Source organism: Simiduia sp. (genome assembly GCF_058345725.1).
Genome location: NZ_JBTUOC010000054.1, coordinates 99,481 through 116,578 on the forward strand (window position 1 = coordinate 99,481; position 17,098 = coordinate 116,578).

Here is a 17,098-nt window from a genome sequence, read left to right on the forward strand (position 1 = left end):
GTTAGAGTTGATGAGTTGCGTCCTTGCGCGCTTCGGTATTGTCAGGCGAGTCTGCTTTTTTCGTAGTGCTTTTAGTGGTGGCATCTTTGTCAACGGCGTTAGTAGTGCGCGCGTCTGCGCCTGCGGTTAAAGCGGGCGGTAATAACGCCGGCGCGGTTATAGCGATGGGTGCATCGGTTGTTGCCGGTGCTTGTACCAATACCAGTAGTACCCCTTTCTCCTCCCACAGCAGTACCTCTAAACCGCGCGCATAACGCAGCAGCGGTCGTTCGTCCACATTGATATTGCCCAGCTTGCTGAAGTCATCGGCGTCGAAGGGTACCTGGTACAGGGTGCCGGTGCGCCCGTTCTGATCAAGGCGCAGTTGCGCGGCGGTGTGGCCTTGAATCGAGCAGTAGCGGCCACCCAGCAGTTGTTCGTTTAGGGCCGGCACTTGAATACTGTCGACCAAGGTAAAGTCCAGTGCGCTGAACTCGCGATCTAGCCGCTGTAAAGCGTGCGACTTAAACTCCAGAGGCCGCTGCTTGAGGTGATTGTCTACCACTTCCTGGGTGATGGCGTGAATCAGCTGTTCGCGCTGATAGTCCTGCCACTGGGTGTAGGTCATCAGGCCGACGCCGACCAGCAGCAACAGGCAGGCAACTTTCTGCCAGTTCGACAGCCCCCGTTTTTTGGGGGGGAACAGGGGCTGGGTTTTGGCCTTTAGCGCTGCAAGCTGAGCTTCTGTTAGCGCTTCGCTGCCAATTTTTTCTTGGCACAGGGTTTTAAAATCTGGCGGTGTTTGCTCGCTCATGGGTTCACTCGTCGCTCGGGGGTTGCCTGGGCAATTAATCGCTGACGCAGGCGGTGAATTTTAGCCAGCACCGTCCCTTTTGGCAGTTTTAGCTCGTCGGCCACTTCCTGGGTAGTGAATCCCAGCCACGCCCAGAGGTAGATAATATCGCGCATGTCGGGGCTCAAACGATCCCAGATGGCGTGCAATTGCGCCCGCTGAATCACCAGGGTTTCCAGCGTCTGTTCGCCGGTGCTAATAACCTCGGCCAGGTTTTGATTGTCTAGGGGCACCTGGGTGGGTTGGCGCTGCTCCGCGCGCCAGCGATCGTACTGCAGGTTGCGCATGACGGTGCGCAAATAGGCCTCCGGGTCTAACACCTCGGTGCGCGTCACGCGCAACCAGCGCTCCACAGCCGAGTGCAGTAAATCCAATGCATCTTGCGGATTTCCAATAAGGGTCACGCCGTAGCGGTACAAATTTTGCCACTGTGCGTCGGTAAGGTTTATCACATTTAACAGACCTTTTAAGTGCAAAAGTAGAGCTGCGCCGCCCATTCGGGCTGTGCATCGATGGGCCTCTATCATCGCGGCCAGCCAGGCCCCTTAGAATAACAGCCAGTGGTAGTTAAGGATAATCGCGGCCCTTAAATCACCCCTCGCTCTTGCAATAGACGATTGCGACGGCAAACTGATTGCAGTGGGTTTCAGTGATATGGCGGAATTGGCCACCCAAGCCAGTGCAGGTGTGGCTCGATAATAGCTGTGCGATACTGTGCGCCGCCTAATCGTGGCAAGTGATCAATCCCTGAGCGAGGTTAAGATGCAATTTATTGATCTACCCGAATTTGGCGCAGCCGATGCAATGGTAGTGCGCGAGGCAGCGGCGCCCGCACCGAGGGCGGACGAAGTACAAATTGCGGTGCGCGCCGCCGGCGTCAACCGCCCGGATGTGGTGCAGCGATTGGGGCGCTACCCGGCGCCCGCCGGCCACTCGCCTATTTTGGGGTTGGAAGTGGCGGGCGTGATCACGGCGGTGGGCGAGGGTGTTAGCCAGTGGCAAGTGGGCGACGCCGTGTGTGCCCTGTGCAATGGGGGCGGTTACGCGCAAGTGGTGTGCGTGCCCGCGGCCCAATGCCTACCCATGCCTAAGGACTTGTCCTTTGTGCAGGCGGCGGCCCTGCCCGAAACGCTGTTTACCGTGTGGGGCAATGTTTTTGTGCGCGGCGGCCTGCAAGCCGGCGAAAGTCTGCTGGTGCACGGTGGCAGTAGCGGCATTGGCACCACCGCCATCCAATTGGCCAGTGCCTTGGGCGCCACCGTCTACGCCACCGCCGGCAGCGATGCCAAGTGTGAAGCCTGTGAGGGGTTGGGCGCAGTGCGTGCCATAAATTACCGATCCCAGGATTTCGTCGCCGAGTTAAAGGCCGCCACCGATGGCCGAGGTGTGGATGTGATTCTGGATATGGTGGGTGGCGATTATGTGGCCAAAAATATCGAACTGGCAGCCCTTGACGGGCGCATTGTGAACATTGCCTTTTTACAGGGGCCACAGGTTGCATTGAATTTATTGCCGGTGATGCTTAAGCGATTAACGCTGACGGGTTCCACCCTGCGCGCGCAATCCGATCAGGCCAAAGCTGCCCTGGCAAACGCCTTGCAAGAGCAGGTGTGGCCGCTCATCGAGTCGGGTAAACTAGCGCCCGTTATTGCTGCGACCTATCCATTGGCGCAGGTGGCCGAGGCCCACCGGTTGATGGAGTCCAGCACCCATATTGGTAAAATTGTTTTAACGTTGGATGAATGAGGTTTTAAGTGGAACGATTTATTGAAACGCTGATGTACCGCTCGCGCTGGTTGCTGGCCCCCATCTATTTAGGCTTGAGCGTGGCGGTATTGGCGCTGGGCATTATGTTTTTCCGCGAGCTGTTTCACTTGCTAATGGAAATTCCCACCATTGCCGAAGCTAACATGGTGCTGATGGTATTGAGCCTGATCGATTTGGCCATGGTGGGCGGCCTGCTGGTGATGGTGATGATGAGCGGCTACGAAAACTTCGTATCGCAGTTAGATATTGGCGAAAATGAAGAAAAGCTAAATTGGCTGGGCAAAATGGATTCGTCCTCGCTGAAAGCCAAAATTGCCGCCAGCATTGTGGCCATCTCTTCGATCCATCTATTGAAAGTATTCATGGGCGTAAAAAATTACGAAGACATGCAATTAATGTGGTACGTCATCATCCACATGACCTTTGTGGCCTCGGCCTTTGCCATGGGCTACCTGGATAAAATTACCAAACACTAAGGTTGTTTCATGCAAAAACCACTGGCGGGTATTCGGGTTATAGAAATGGGCCAGCTATTAGCGGGCCCCTTTACCGGCTGCCTGCTGGGCTACTTTGGTGCTGAAGTTATCAAAGTAGAACCGCCCGCCGGCGGCGACCCGCTGCGCAACTGGCGCAAACTTGACGACACCGGCACCTCTTTTTGGTGGCGCTCGCTGGGCCGCAATAAAAAATCCGTCACCCTGGATTTGCGCCAGCCCAAGGGCCAGCAATTGGCGGGCGATTTGATTGCCGGTGCCCATGTGCTGGTGGAAAACTTCCGCCCCGGCGTCATGGAAAAGTGGGGCCTGGGCCCAGAGGCCCTAAAGGCGCGCAACCCAAAGCTGGTGTATGCGCGCATCTCGGGCTTTGGCCAGACCGGCCCCTACGCCCACAAGCCGGGTTTTGCCTCGGTGTGCGAGGGCATGAGCGGTTTTCGCTACCTCAATGGCTTTCCCGGCGAGGCCCCCGTGCGGCCCAACCTCTCTATTGGCGACACCATCGCTGGCATTCACGCTGCCCTGGGTATTGCCCTGGCGCTATTGGCGCAACGCAATGGCGCAGAAGGGCAGGTGGTGGATGTCAGCCTGGTGGAATCCATGTTTAATTTAATGGAAGCGGTGGTGCCCGAATACTCAGGCGCCGGCGTGGTGCGCGAAGCCTCGGGCACCACCGTTACCGGTATCGTGCCCACCAATACCTACCGCTGTGCCGACGGCAAATTTGTGGTGATTGGCGGCAATGGCGATTCCATTTTCAAACGCCTGATGACCGCCATCGGCCGCGCCGACATGGCCGACGATACACGAATGGCCAATAACGCCGGCCGGGTGGAACACCAGGTGGCTATCGACAACGCTATTGCCAAATGGTGTTTAGAACACAACAGCAGCACAGTGATCGAAACCCTAGAAAACGAACGCGTACCCGTGGGTCCCATTTACAATGTCGCCGACCAAATGGCCGACCCCCACTTTCAGGCGCGTGCACTGTTTGAGCGCGTCGAGATAGACGGCAAGCCACTAGACATCCCCGCCATAATGCCAAAATTAACCGGTACACCCGGCGGTACCGAGTGGCCGGGTGGAGACGTGGGCAGCCACAATAATGAAGTATTGGCAGAGCTGCTGGGGTTGTCGTCAGCCGAATTGCAGACCTTAGCTGCGCAGGGCGTAATCCAAGGTGAGTGACTAACTGGCCAAGGCCAGTGGTAAACGCGCGTAATGTGCGGCGCGCTTAAAGTAGCTGCAAAGTCGGACTTGATCTAGAGTTCGAGTGAACCAATTGCTAAATAGAATCAATGGGTCTTCGTCCTTTGCCTGGTTTTCTTGGTAGCCATCAAGGCTTTCGTCACTTTGAATATGTTGATTCATAAGGCGCCCTGCATCACTGACTTCTGTGTTTATACAAAAGTGTTTGGCCAATTATCTTCTGTAACTTGTCGTTTTTCAGTAGCTAGGTCTGATTTTTGGTTTCCCTAAATCTTGGGGAAGTACGCACATTGTCTATGTGAATTAATGGTTTATGAGGTATATTTCGGCATATTGTCCCGGAGATATATTGCCAGCGTGGTGTTTGTTTTCTAAAAAAGAAGATCTATACGCCAAAGTTTAAAATAGAATATCAAATGGAATCATCTATTTAGCTAATTTAAGGTTTGTACAGCTTTAAAAAATATACGCTCCGCGTCCTGTGAATAAACTGTTACAACTTGTAGTTAGAAAGGAACTCTAGATGAGTATTAGAACGGAAGACCAATTTTTAAACCAAGAACTAGCCTCACTGGAAGCTACGGCGATTGCATTTGCGAATCAAATGATACCAGATGCCAAGGTGAGACAGGAGTACATTAAGCAGACAAAAGTTATGTCTGCTGACTTGGCAATTAAAGTAAATAAAAATCAGCTATCCCCAAAACTTGCTGCAGAACAAGCTAGCGCAATGCGCAATACTATAATGGAGGCGCTTAGAGGAAAATCCTCTTCTATGGGCGTGGCAATTGCTACTTTCATAAAGAAAGAAGGGAAAACGCTGGCTGAGCTGGAGGAAAAATATGCACAAAGACTATACGGAAAAAGTTTTTCGTTGTTAGGGGCGTCTCAGAAGGATGCTGTTTGGCGCCGCATCGTGAAACAATCTGGTTCTCCTCAAGTTGCAGCTTCGAATGCCGCAAAATGGATGGGGCATGTAGGTAGGGGATTGTTTCTGCTCACGATGGCGATTGCTGTTTACCATGTGGCTACCGCCGAAGATAAAGTTAGAGCTGCTGCGAATGAAGGGGCTGCGATAGGAGGTGGTTTGGCTGGTGCAGCTGCGTTAGGTGCGGCAGGATTAGCCTGCGGTCCTGCAGCTGTAGCCTGTGTACCTTTAGGGGTGTTTGTTGGTGGCATACTTGGGGCATTTGGTGCTGACTGGGCATTTGACCAGATTTGGAAATAGATATGTATCTTGTACGTTGTATTATTTTTATAGCGATCACTCTAGCACTACTTATTTATGTGACATCTGCACTGCTGGATTGGTCGTGGGTGCAGATATTGGGCCTGCTAGGTCTAGGAGCTATTTTTGTTTCCTTATCAATTTGGGGGTACGGAAAAATGTACCGTGAAGATGATCAGTTTTAATAAGTGCATCTTGTTTGCCGTCAATCGCGGCTGGACGGCTACGCGCTCGTTACGCCGCTCCAAATGCAGGCGTTAAACTCCAACTTGCCAATTGAGATTCTTGTATGCATGAAGGGCAGAAAGAGCAATTTCAGTCAACCATTGAAATAGGGTTGCAGGTTTTAAAAACCTCCATCCTGATTAATGGCGGAGCAGCAATTGCTTTGCTAACTTTTTTGGGAAATGTCGGTGAAAGTGTTAATGTCACAATTTTGGTTGGGGCTCTAAGGTCATTCTCGATTGGTGTTATTTTGCAATTTTTGGTGGTTTTTTAACATATGTGGCTCAAAGAATTCACTTGGGTTCCATCAAGCTTGGTGGTAGCGGATCAGAAGTAGGGTTTTGGATAGGTAATACCGGAGTGCTCCTTGTATTCATTTCTATCTGCATGTTTTCGGTTGGTATTTATAATGCAACATTTGCATTTTAAAAAAATTAATTAGTCACATCAGCTGAAGTTATTTTCATCGATTTTTTGTGGTGTGTACCACAAAACGCTCTTTCAAAAAAATCAGCTTTAGAGCACTATTTTGCTGCTTTTATAGTTAGTCAGAAATAGTTTTTCTCGGTGGCATGATATTCTTTTATTTTTTCAGTGCGATAAGGTGGATGTCCCGCTAAGCTATTAGATGTTTTTCATATAACATTTGAGTGCAAAAATAATGTCGGAAAAAACAACAACATTCACCTGCTTATTCAGCGATGAAAATAAGGCAAATGAAATCGCAAGTATGTTTTCAAGCTTAGAGAATGGAATCTGTTGCGAAATTGATAATAAGCTCAAAGAAAGAGGATTAAAGCCTTTTTTTATAAGTTTGAGAACGATTGTCAGGTTGAGCGAATAGTAGTAGAACAGAATTTTTTAGAGGTTGAATTTTATCATCATTCGGAAGACCGATTCCCAAGTTCACTCACTCAGGATTTAATTCGCTATGGATCCTCGTTGCTAATACGCCACAGCGAAGGAGAAGATGGGCAAAGAAGAAAATCGCTCTATTTGAATGGTGAAAAGGTTAGGGCGGGCGAGGTAGAGTCACATTTGGAAAAAATGTCGCCACAAATCGCATTTATATTTGGCTCTATATTAAAAGAATCTATAGCACTAAAAATGCTTGGTAAAATCGGTGGAGTAAACACTTATTTAATGGGAACTCCCGCATTCTTCTTTTTGTTCGACTATTTCAATTTTGAGCGGTTTAAAGAGTTGTTTGGTGAATCTGATTTTAGTCTTATTCAAATTAATACAGGGAACAATATTTTAATTCATGCTATTAAAGGTGGATGTCCGTATGAGATTGAATATTTTGTGTTTAAAGGCGCTGATGTCAATCATAAAAATAAAAATGGTGAAACCCCTGTTATATTGACATCTAAGAGCAGTTCGTATTATCCGAGTGTTATGCTAAGCGAAAAGGCGGACTATAGCATCACAGATTCGGCGGGTCTTGGACCTATTCACCATGCGTGCATATCAGGTCATACAGTTGGTTTGCAGGGCTTGCTGGAGCATGGCGATGATTTGAACCGGATTTCGCCTCAAGGTAGCCCTAGATGGTTGGCAGCTAAACATAGGCCTGAATCACATAGGTATCTATTGGAGTTGGGGGCGAAGTCTATTCCCGGTGAAAAAGACTACGTTGGTGATGATTATCAAGATTTAATAACTTCGATCAAGCATGATGATCAGTGTAAGTTTAGATCTATTCTAGGATCAGAACTATTGAAAGCGGATGAAGATGATATCCTTTGCTTTTTAAAGTATGCGTGTATTTATAGGAGGGTAGAGATATTTGAAACTATTGTATCTAATTGCAACTTGGATGTGTCAGCATTTACATTAGTGGACAATATGCATTTATATTCATTTTTAGATGCGGCAGTCCATAAAGATAGCCGCTATGAACTTCTAAATATTGCGACTTTTTTAATAAATGCATCAAGTCTTGTTGATTTGGAAGAGAATCTAGATGAGCTAAGGATAAATAGGCTCATACTTTTCACTGCTGATCGAGCTATTCCTTTAATCGAGATGTTAGCGAAAAAGGGAGTTAATTTGAGCGGACTGAATGTAGATTGGGAGTGCTCTTCTGCCCTAATGAAGTCGAAAGATCCTATTGGTTTTTTTAATAAGATAGAAAAGCTTGGGCTGTTTACGAAAAGAAGAAGTTTGTCAGTTAGAAAGTTACATGAATTGGAGTCTCTTAAAAGACGTAGACCTGGAAATAGATGAGGGAGATATATGGACGGTCCTCATTAATCAAGTAAGTTCAAGGGGTCACCCATAAGTCGTTCTCTGTCAACAGGGTGAACGCGCTCGAAGCGCTGCCGCCCATTGCGATACATTTTAAAACTGTTTTTCTACAGCCTCGTTATGCAGAAGAATATGAGAATCCTATTTTTCATTCGCGGCAGCTTAACGTCCCCCTCAGATCCTTGCTGAGATTACCTAATGCGTGTCTTTACACCTCTGTTTTACTTTTCGCTCACAAGCTGCTCTTTCTTCGCTGTAAGTACCCGGAAGCGAAGAGTTTATAGAGAAGATTAAAGCAGTAATGCAAGACACTGATCAATGTGTGGAACTAATATATGTCTGTAGAAAATATATCTATGTTAGATAGAAGCGATGTTTGGGATAGATTCGTCATGAATGCCAGTGAGACATTTTCGCGACAAGAGCTAGAATGGCTCAAGCCTATGTTTTTTGAGGCAGAATTTGAATATGGTAACGATAGAAAATATGGTGTTTTTGCTAAAGATTACCTTAAGGCCTTTAGATTTTGTCCAGCTCAGAATATCGAAGTGTGGGGTGATTGGTTTAGCAATAAGCTTCCGTTATGGCTAGAGGACGATTTTGAAATAAAGCTTCCTGGTATACTTCGCGAATTAGGGCAGGATCAAGGCTTTCAGGTTGAAAATTATGGGTGGCCGTTCGAATTAACGGTTGATCTGTTCTATTTCTGTTACGGAAAGAAAATTACAACTGTATCTTTTGATTTTTTAAATTTTCGATTGGATGTTCATCCTTTGTTAAGGCCAAATATAGTCGAGTTTCATAGGACTTCTATATCTAATATACTAAGTTGGTTAAAAGGGAGCAATCATACCGCTGGATTGTTTCATGCTAAGCTAGTGTGTTTTTGGCTTTCAGTATTTAATTGGTTGCCATCAGTGTTTTTTGACTTGAAGCTACATGTTGGGTCACAAAAGCAACAGTGTTTGTTGCAGGATCTATTTATTACGCTGCGTGACAGAGAAAATTTACAGTTAGATCCTGAAAGAAAAGAATTTGTAGACGTGTTTATTGATGGAGTGACAAGCAATAGCGTGCCTCGAGAATGTAGAGATTTATGGTTTGCCAGCCAAGATTCTGATTTTATTCACAGTAGAGATGTGGAATTTTTGTCGAGACATGATGATTATATGAAGTTAAGTGCAAGCAAAATTAGTATGTTGATAACTACAAATATCCAAGAAAAATATGAAGAAGAGAATAGTTTATAGATACTTAATGGCCCGAAATTAAGCGTATGAATGGATAAAAAGCTTACAGGGTATTGAGTTTAAGTATAATCCAATTCAAGAAGAGCGTTGGGGTAAAGAAATTTTTCTATGGGTCCATCAGGTGAACTTTGGCAGATGGCAGAGTTTCCTGGCAACTAACAAGTTACTCAAAAGGAAGCAAAACGCTTGGCTTGCGATCCTTCGTTGCTAATTTTAGCAAAGCATTTAAGCGCTTCTTAGTAAGGCGTTGATGTGCTCTGCCTTACTGGCTCATCGCTAGATATAAATTTGGTGCTTTACTACGAAGTACCGCACTTGGGGCCCCTTGCGCAGCGGTGAGCGGAGAGTTGATTTTAGGGGGCAATTGGGCAGGACGCCCAATTGAGCGACGATCAGGCAGGAGCCTGTTTTCGCGACCCCTAAAATCTACCTGGAGCGAACAAACCCGTTAGGGCGCGTAGTCGGGGTACGTTTCTTTTGGTTCGTTTACTTTTCGTATAAAAAGAAAATGAACAAACTCCCAGCGACCATCAAGGGAAAAAGGGGGCGGAGTACATTAAATCGCTGATTTGACGCACACGGCTTAGGGAGTATTAAGATCCCAAAGGGAAGCAAATATAGGTGAAGTCTTTTACCCAGAATTTATATGGGAAGCCGTTCGTTTATGTGTAGCTGCATTTGTGCAAGACCTCGGTTCCGCTAGTTGGTGCGCCCGTCATCGCGAAACTATATGCTGCTGACGGGAGTGGAAAGTTGTAAAAGTCAACGTGAATTGCGTTTCGAGCTAAAAAATTAGCTCTTCGCAAAGCTGGTGTGAACCCTTATTGTTGATATATGCCATGGTGACTTAAAACATCTCGACCAGAACAAAATTTACGCTATCAATAAATCTACAAGTAAGTATTCTCGCTTGCAGGGGTATGTGCTAACGCGAACATATTCATTCTAGTCGCGGTTGACAATATTATATACCTCTAGCAGTATTGACCGATGAATCTAAATATTACGCAGAAAGAATCTCGAATTATCACCGTCATTCCTTAGGAGTGGTGGGTGTTTTTATACGTTTTAATTTGTCAAACCTGCCCCTAGAGGTGGGTTTTCTTTTTCTGCCTCATGGGATAATTATTTAAAGGAGGCAGTATGAATAAAATAGCGGTTTTTGGTAAGCCAGGCAGCGGAAAGTCTACGTTAAGCAAAGCGCTAGCGTCGGCAACAGGTATACAGCTGTACCAACTAGACTCCATAGTGTACGAAAAGAATGGGGACTTGGTAGATCCTAAAGTATTCGATGAAGTACATGAGAGAATTTTATCGTCTGAAAATTGGATAATTGATGGGTTTGGGCCAATAAGTTCATTTGGTCAGCGCCTAGCAGCGGCGGATACATTGGTTTATGTAGACTTGCCATATTTAATGAGCTATTGGTTTGTGACTAAGAGGCTGCTAAAAGGACTTTTTGTAAAACCAGAGGGATGGCCTGATGGTAGTTCGGTACTAAAAGGGACTTTAGAGAGTTATAAGACTCTGAGGGTATGTCCTAAATTTTGGAATGATGATTTCACCGGAAAATTGGAAATGCTGTCAGTTGAAAAATCATTATATATAGTTAAGTCCGTTGCTGAGCTGAATAGTTTTGTGGATCGAAATATATAATAAATGTATTTAGCTAGATCCACCCAATCGACAAGTGCGTGGTGACGGCGCTATGGCTATAGAGGGAATCGATAAATGAAGCAAGAATGGGATAGATTTAAAGTCTGGTTGGGTAAAAATTTTAAAGAAGGCCTTGATGATTTAAATGAACCCGCATCTGATAGGAGTATCGAAGATTTAGAAGCAAGCCTTTCAGTGACGCTTCCAGAGGATTTTAAAGCGTTTTTGAAAGTACACAACGGCCAAGCAGGAGAGTCAGGCTGGCTTGTTGACGGGCAAGAGCTTCTTTCTACAGATAGGATAATTGATGAATGGAATGTCTGGAAAGGTCTCCTAGATGGGGGAGACTTCGAGGATTTTGATGGCGACAAAGAGTATGACCGTGGTAATGGCGTAAAATCCGATTGGTGGAACCAAAAATGGATACCCTTTACCTATGATGGCGGTGGTAATCATCTTTGTATAGACCTAGACCCTGCTGAAGGTGGGCATTATGGCCAGGTTATTACCATGTGGCACGATGATGATGAAAGAGAAGTAAAGGGAAAATCTTTCAAAGAATGGTTTACTCAATATGTTCAAGATATTGAAGATAGAAAGTATATCTATAGTGACGAGTATGAATCTATCGTAAGCATAGATAATGCGTAATCAACGCAGCGACGAAGCAAATATGCAGTGCCGATGAACCACTGGAAATCTCAGGCGTGGCTAGTCACGCAGCACAGCTTTTGGAGCCCTTAGTTCAATGGTAAACGAAAGGTATCATGCAAGGTGCGCTGCGGCGCCTGAGAGTAGCCTGTTCTTGAAACCCTTAGATCCCACGTGAATTGCACAAACCTGATAGGCCGCGTAACCGGAATATGCGTCTCTTGGTTCGTTTTTTATTACGCGTAAAGCGCGTGGTCTCCGCTATACTAGGGCTCGTATAAAAATAAATTGAACAACTTGCCAGAGAATCATTGGGTCAGGCTTCATAAAATTGATTAATGCCTAATCTCAAGGAAGTTAATCCCTTGACCTTCTATCAGTTGTCGAGTCTCAATATGCTGTGAATTATCAGTTGATATTTAGTCGTTAGATTAGATTTTGGAGGAGAAAAATTAGAACTCTAGCAGATATTTACAGGTGTCCTGGCTGTTCAAGTATTGTTGCGGAGGGTAATTCCTACTGCCGTGGTTGTGGTAAGCGTTTTACTGTTCACGAAATTAAAATGATGCGATCACAGCCGCACTCTGTTGTTGGCGCGCTTCCATGGAATACAAGAGATATCTATAGGTGTATACACTGCTTGGAGTTTATCTGTATCAAAGATAGCTATTGTCGGGGTTGCGGTGATCATATCTGTAATGTTGAAAAGCAGCTTATGCGGGCGAATATAAACGAAATTGCGAGAAATAATACGCCTTCTTTTATAGCCTGTATGGGATTTGTTTTGATATTATTAGCTGTACTTTATGTGGTAAATCAGTAAGGTACAAGAGGGGAGTAGACTCAGCCAGCAGAGGATCATTATTACTATTGTTGCGCCAAAATGAGCCTGCAACTTAATCGCTTTGTTTAAAATATAATCAGTGGTTTACAAGGAAAGTTTATGTCTGAAGCTTGGGGAAATGTTTTAATTAGATCTTCTGACTTGGAGTTGATGGATCTATTAGAGGCATCAGAAGACTCGATCAGTTGGGATTTAGTTACGAAGGTATTCCGCGCCGCGGGAATGGAGTCGACAAAGAATTTACATCCGCTATTGTCATTCAGTGAGGGTAATGATTTCCCTCATGAAGGCCTGCAACGAAAAAATGACTTCATAGCTATTTCTATATTTGGCGACGAATGGATGCATGCTATGCAGCCGTTGGTAAAAAGTGGCGTCGGGATTGAAGCGTATGGGAAAATTACTCACGAATATGGCGTCACGGAATATTATGCTTTAAACAGCGAAGGGAAGCACTTCTTTGGTGTGGTTGACTACGAATCTGGCGAAGACATCGACGAGGAAGAGGTTGTTAGAAAATGGCTTTCTGTTGTTCCAGAGAAAGTCAAAGGAAAGTTTTCTGGAATATTTTCTTCATAAGTTGAAAGATTTAAGAGCTCGTTGCGTATTTGTCTGACTCAATAGGTCCTATCTTAGCTTCGTGATAGACCAGATACATAAAACATATTTTATGGTGTCTGGTCTATTGGCGATGCAATTCCTGATTTTTTCCTATTCCCTTACCTAGATTTAATTAATAAGTGCTATGAAAAGTATATGTACTTTTACTCTGTTAATTCTTTTAACCGCTTGTGCTTCAAAGCCTACGCTGAATGGAGATATTGTCAACATAACTAAAAGTGAGTTACAAAACTACTGGTCGTTAGTTGGTGCTCCCAAGGTGTTTAAGACAACTTTCATAGGTAGTAATGGAAATTGTCGAACTTTGGTGGAAGGCAGGGATTCAAATTTTGTTGAAAACAAGTACGCAGTGTTTTCATTCCAGATTGATTCAAAAGGCCGGATATATGAGCGAGAGTATTTAAGTATTGAAGGCGAGCCGGAGCTTAACCTAGCAACCCTTAACTCACTTGCGGACGGTATGAAGATTATTGATGGTAGTAGGTATGATCCGACTGCCGCTAATCCAAATAGAACACCGGTAAGAGTTAACGTTAAGCAATATGTTGTCGAGACAAAAGGCCGATGCAGGTAGGTGTTAGTAGGGTCAACGTATTGGTCATCTTGTCTATACCGAATAGGATATGAAGTTGTGTTATTCCTATAAAGCGAAGTAAAGTGTGCGTTTAAGCATGTAACTTACTTATAACGTTATAAGGTAAAAACCGTGAAGATCGTTCCGCTGGCTGAAAATAAAGCGTTTATCGCGGAGTTGGCTGAGCTGCACCATGCAGCGTGGCAGCATTTAAACCCCGCGCTGACTTTGGAAGGGCGAGCCAAGGCAATTGCCAAAGCCGCGAAACTTGAGGGTATTCCCTCAATTTTTATTGCGGTGTCTGGCGATCAGTTGATGGGGTCGGCGGCGATCGTACAGAATGACATGGTCACCAAACCGGATTTATCGCCTTGGCTGGCCGCCGTGTATGTTAAAGAGGCCTTTCGGCATCAGGGCGTAGCACGTAAATTGATCGCTCGGTGTGAAGCCGAGGCTGTTCGCTCAAGTGCTAAAACCTGGTATCTCTACACAGAGTTTGCTTCAACGCTTTATGAAAAAATCGGCTGGCGTCATTTGGAGCGGTGCGAATACAAAGATGTGACAGTTGACGTTATGTGCAAACAGATTGCCGATTAACAGGTGCTACATTGTAACAAGTGCTACATTGTAAAGGTTCTCTCGAATACGGGGCTAAGCCCGCTTTACGGTATCGATCCTCGCCATTGTCAGCTTGAGTTGTGTGTTCTAAATCGTAACTTTGATGCTTGACTATTTCCCTAGCTCACGTTCGAAGTTTTGCTGTGTTAACCGCCCATTTCTTGCTACACCCTCTAAATGTCATCTTCGTTGCTTCGTTCAAACCTTGCCTATTAAGTATTTAAAGTTGCGCCACTAGGGGGAGGAGTTTATAGCTGGCCAAGGTATTCGCAGATGGCATTTTTTCGCTCGGCGACGCAGGTCAGTAATCCCTGTGCGTTTAGCGGTTTGAGTGCAGGGGGCAATTTTTCGTAGGCTGGCATCATGTTCAAGGGCGGTAGGTTGTTCACCTTGTTAAACAGGCACAGTGCATGGTAAAGCGCCAGGTGGACGAGATCCTGCAGGCTTAGGGTATCGCCGCAATCCATGGTCCAATTACCGGTGTCGCGTGCAATGTCGATATAGATACTGTCGAGTTGCCATTTGCGCAGTAGCACCGTGCCCAGTGGCTTGTTGAATTCCCGGCACAGCGTGATGTAGTCGGCTACATTTGGTACCTGACTTTGGCCCTGAAAAGCCGACAGCACGGCCAGCGATCCCAGCTCGCCCAAAAAGCAGGCGGTTACTGGGAGGTAAGCGGGCTTAAAGCCTGTTAAATGAGTCAGTAAAATTCCGACGGCGGTTTTTTGGGCCTGGCGCTGCCAACCTAGCACAAACAATTTTTTAAGTCCCGGTGTGCGCATCACAAACAAGCTCTTGACGCTGTGAAACATTACCAGCTCGTGCAGCATTTCTGTGCCCAACATGCGCATGGCATCGCTCAGGGTACAGGCTTTTGCGGGACGCGCGTAAAGCGCACTGTTGGCTGTTTTCATTATCAGTGCGGCCAAGCCTGGGTCTTGCATCACCATGTGGGTCATGCGCGCAATGGTGCAATTTGGGTCCCGCAGTGCCGAACGCAGTTGCAGTGTAATGGATGGCAAGCTGGGCAGTTGTTCCTGATCGCGCACCACTTGCGTGATGACCTGTCGGTATATTTGGTAATTGACGCTCTGTGTACTTTGGCTCGTCGGGAGTGTGTTAACGCAGCGTGTCAATATATTCGGCGATGGCATCTTCGTGCTGGCTAATTAACTGCAGCAGACCAAAATCGTCCAGCTTTTGGTATTTTTCGGGCAGGTTTTTGTAGGCTGGTAGCGCCTGCAGGGGCGGCAAATCTTCCGCGTGCGAAAAAATAACCAGCGAATGGTAGAGCGCCAGGTTAATAATTTCCATGGCTGAAATGGCGGGCGCTCTGGGTAGCAGCCAGTTGCCGGTATTGCGAATCATATCCACATAGACATCGTCGAGCTGCCATTTTTTTAGCAAAATAAGGCCCAAAGACTTGCTGTAACTTTTGCAGAGTTTGATGTAGTCGGCTTGCGAGGGCTCCATTGGATGATTGTTGAAGGCAGAGAGTACCGCCAGCGTGCCGATCTCGCTAAGGAAGCAACCGGTGACCGGTTGAAAAGTTGGCTTAAAGTGGGTGGCTTGTGTCAGCAGTATGCAGATGGCTGTTTTAACGGCCTGGCGCTGCCAACTCAATAAAAATAAGCGCTTTAGACCGGCACTTTTCATGACAAACAAGCTTTTAACGCTGTGCGTCATAACGATCTGATCAATTACTTCGCGCCCCAGCAGTCGCACGGCATCGTTGAGGGTTTTCGCCGGCGCCACGGTTTTGTAAATAGCGGCGTTGGCGGTTTTCATGATCAACGCAGACAAACTGGGGTCTTGCATTAGCAGGTTGGCAAGTTGATTGTGGCTGGTGTGGGGGTCAGATAGGGCTTTGCGAATGCGCAATGTGATGGCGGGCAGGCTGGGCAGCTGTTCTTCGCCTTTCATCACCTGCTGAATGACATTGCTGTAGATGGCAAATTCCGGTGCTTTTACCGACATGGGTTGAGCTCTATACGCGCGGAGACTTACAAGGAGCTTAGCAGATGAGAGCTTAGCCGAAAGCCGCTGTCGGGCAGCTGGTAAGCAGGACTGGCGATTGCCCGCAATTGGGGGCTTAGATACAACACAGCCGGCGAGCGCCGGCTGTGTGGGTCGAACGGGTGTGTCGCAGGGCTTAGTTCAAGCCGCGACGCTCCAACAGGGGCGCGATATTAGGTTCGGCGCCGCGGAAGGTTTTGAACACGCTCATGGCATCTTCACTGCCGCCACGGGAGAGCAGGGTTTTACGGAAGTGGTCGCCATTGGCACGGGTCAAACCGCCGTTTTCCTTAAACCACTCGACGGTGTCGGCATCGAGTACTTCACTCCAGATGTAGGCGTAGTAGCCGGCCGAGTAACCACCCATAATGTGCGAGAAATAGGTGGAGCGGTAGCGCGGAGGCACGGTATCCAGCTTGGCACCGGCTTTTTCCAGCGCGGCTGCTTCAAAGTCGGTGACCTTGTCGGCCGCTGGTACCTGGTCTGGCGTAAGCTGGTGCCAGGCCTGGTCGATCAAGGATGCAGCCAGGTACTCGGTGGTGGCAAAGCCCTGGTTGAATTTCTCGGTGGCCAATACCTTGTCCAACAGTTCTTTGGGCATGGGTTCGCCGGTTTTATAGTGCTTGGCGTAGTTGGCCAAAATTTCTGGATCTGAGGTCCACATCTCATTGACCTGTGAGGGGTACTCCACAAAGTCGCGCGGCACCGAGGTACCCGAGAAGTAGGGGTATTTCACGTTGGAGAACATGCCGTGCAGCGCGTGGCCAAATTCGTGGAACATGGTGTTGGCTTCGTCGTAGGTGAGCAGCGTGGGCTCGCCTGCGGGTGGCTTGGGAATGTTCTGGTGATTGGCTACCACG

Annotated in this window: 18 protein-coding genes; 12 read left to right on the forward strand and 6 right to left on the reverse strand. The window is 46.9% G+C overall.

The window, feature by feature from the left end; translation table 11 throughout:
• Nucleotide 1: 1 nt before the first annotated feature.
• Together ACW8F6_RS12720 and ACW8F6_RS12725 are read right to left on the reverse strand one after the other, a co-directional pair.
• Nucleotides 2-793, reverse strand: a complete 792-nt coding sequence (locus ACW8F6_RS12720) for a hypothetical protein (protein ID WP_491576245.1) — start codon at nt 791-793, stop codon at nt 2-4.
• The gene (locus ACW8F6_RS12725) at nt 790-1,284 is read right to left on the reverse strand and encodes an RNA polymerase sigma factor (RefSeq protein ID WP_491576246.1); all 495 of its coding nucleotides are present in this window, start codon (nt 1,282-1,284) and stop codon (nt 790-792) included. The genes ACW8F6_RS12720 and ACW8F6_RS12725 overlap by 4 nt, the downstream gene beginning before the upstream one ends.
• Before the next feature lie 310 nt (nt 1,285-1,594).
• Here ACW8F6_RS12725 and ACW8F6_RS12730 point away from each other — a divergent pair, with 310 nt between their 5' ends.
• The 3 genes from ACW8F6_RS12730 to ACW8F6_RS12740 are packed head-to-tail and all read left to right on the forward strand — an operon-like array spanning nt 1,595 to nt 4,284.
• Complete coding sequence (locus ACW8F6_RS12730) at nt 1,595-2,578, forward strand: NAD(P)H-quinone oxidoreductase (RefSeq protein WP_491576247.1); 984 nt, start codon at nt 1,595-1,597, stop codon at nt 2,576-2,578.
• A gap of 8 nt (nt 2,579-2,586) precedes the next feature.
• Entirely contained in the window at nt 2,587-3,075 is a 489-nt protein-coding gene (locus ACW8F6_RS12735) for a TIGR00645 family protein (RefSeq protein ID WP_491576248.1), read from the forward strand.
• Nucleotides 3,076-3,084: 9 nt separating this feature from the next.
• Entirely contained in the window at nt 3,085-4,284 is a 1,200-nt protein-coding gene (locus ACW8F6_RS12740) for a CaiB/BaiF CoA transferase family protein (RefSeq protein WP_491576249.1), read from the forward strand.
• Here the strand turns inward: ACW8F6_RS12740 and ACW8F6_RS12745 are convergent, their stop codons facing one another.
• Nucleotides 4,285-4,467: a hypothetical protein gene (locus tag ACW8F6_RS12745; RefSeq protein WP_491576250.1), complete on the reverse strand. Its 183-nt coding sequence runs from the start codon at nt 4,465-4,467 to the stop codon at nt 4,285-4,287.
• Nucleotides 4,468-4,828: 361 nt separating this feature from the next.
• Between ACW8F6_RS12745 and ACW8F6_RS12750 the strand changes: the two genes are divergently transcribed.
• From ACW8F6_RS12750 to ACW8F6_RS12790, 9 genes are all read left to right on the forward strand, one after another.
• On the forward strand, nt 4,829-5,533 hold the full coding sequence (locus tag ACW8F6_RS12750; protein ID WP_491576251.1) for a hypothetical protein: 705 nt from the start codon (nt 4,829-4,831) through the stop codon (nt 5,531-5,533).
• Between the two features lie 289 nt (nt 5,534-5,822).
• Entirely contained in the window at nt 5,823-6,032 is a 210-nt protein-coding gene (locus tag ACW8F6_RS12755; protein WP_491576252.1) for a hypothetical protein, read from the forward strand.
• Between the two features lie 668 nt (nt 6,033-6,700).
• Nucleotides 6,701-7,987, forward strand: coding sequence for an ankyrin repeat domain-containing protein (locus tag ACW8F6_RS12760; RefSeq protein WP_491576253.1), 1,287 nt, complete (start codon nt 6,701-6,703; stop codon nt 7,985-7,987).
• Nucleotides 7,988-8,343: 356 nt separating this feature from the next.
• Nucleotides 8,344-9,258 (forward strand): hypothetical protein, encoded by a 915-nt coding sequence (locus ACW8F6_RS12765; protein ID WP_491576254.1) that lies wholly within the window; start codon nt 8,344-8,346, stop codon nt 9,256-9,258.
• A 1,143-nt stretch (nt 9,259-10,401) separates the two neighbouring features.
• Nucleotides 10,402-10,914, forward strand: a complete 513-nt coding sequence (locus tag ACW8F6_RS12770; RefSeq protein WP_491576255.1) for a P-loop NTPase family protein — start codon at nt 10,402-10,404, stop codon at nt 10,912-10,914.
• A 75-nt stretch (nt 10,915-10,989) separates the two neighbouring features.
• Nucleotides 10,990-11,565, forward strand: a complete 576-nt coding sequence (locus ACW8F6_RS12775) for an SMI1/KNR4 family protein (protein ID WP_491576256.1) — start codon at nt 10,990-10,992, stop codon at nt 11,563-11,565.
• Between the two features lie 943 nt (nt 11,566-12,508).
• On the forward strand, nt 12,509-12,988 hold the full coding sequence (locus ACW8F6_RS12780) for a hypothetical protein (protein WP_491576257.1): 480 nt from the start codon (nt 12,509-12,511) through the stop codon (nt 12,986-12,988).
• A 166-nt stretch (nt 12,989-13,154) separates the two neighbouring features.
• Nucleotides 13,155-13,604, forward strand: coding sequence for a hypothetical protein (locus ACW8F6_RS12785; protein ID WP_491576258.1), 450 nt, complete (start codon nt 13,155-13,157; stop codon nt 13,602-13,604).
• Between the two features lie 132 nt (nt 13,605-13,736).
• Nucleotides 13,737-14,201, forward strand: a complete 465-nt coding sequence (locus ACW8F6_RS12790) for a GNAT family N-acetyltransferase (protein WP_491576259.1) — start codon at nt 13,737-13,739, stop codon at nt 14,199-14,201.
• A gap of 269 nt (nt 14,202-14,470) precedes the next feature.
• Here ACW8F6_RS12790 and ACW8F6_RS12795 read toward each other — a convergent pair whose 3' ends face one another.
• From ACW8F6_RS12795 to ACW8F6_RS12805, 3 genes are all read right to left on the reverse strand, one after another.
• The gene (locus ACW8F6_RS12795; RefSeq protein ID WP_491576260.1) at nt 14,471-15,274 is read right to left on the reverse strand and encodes an HDOD domain-containing protein; all 804 of its coding nucleotides are present in this window, start codon (nt 15,272-15,274) and stop codon (nt 14,471-14,473) included.
• A gap of 67 nt (nt 15,275-15,341) precedes the next feature.
• Complete coding sequence (locus tag ACW8F6_RS12800) at nt 15,342-16,199, reverse strand: HDOD domain-containing protein (protein WP_491576261.1); 858 nt, start codon at nt 16,197-16,199, stop codon at nt 15,342-15,344.
• 175 nt (nt 16,200-16,374) lie between these two features.
• On the reverse strand, nt 16,375-17,098 hold a 724-nt coding region (locus ACW8F6_RS12805; protein ID WP_491576262.1), incomplete at its 5' end, for a M3 family metallopeptidase.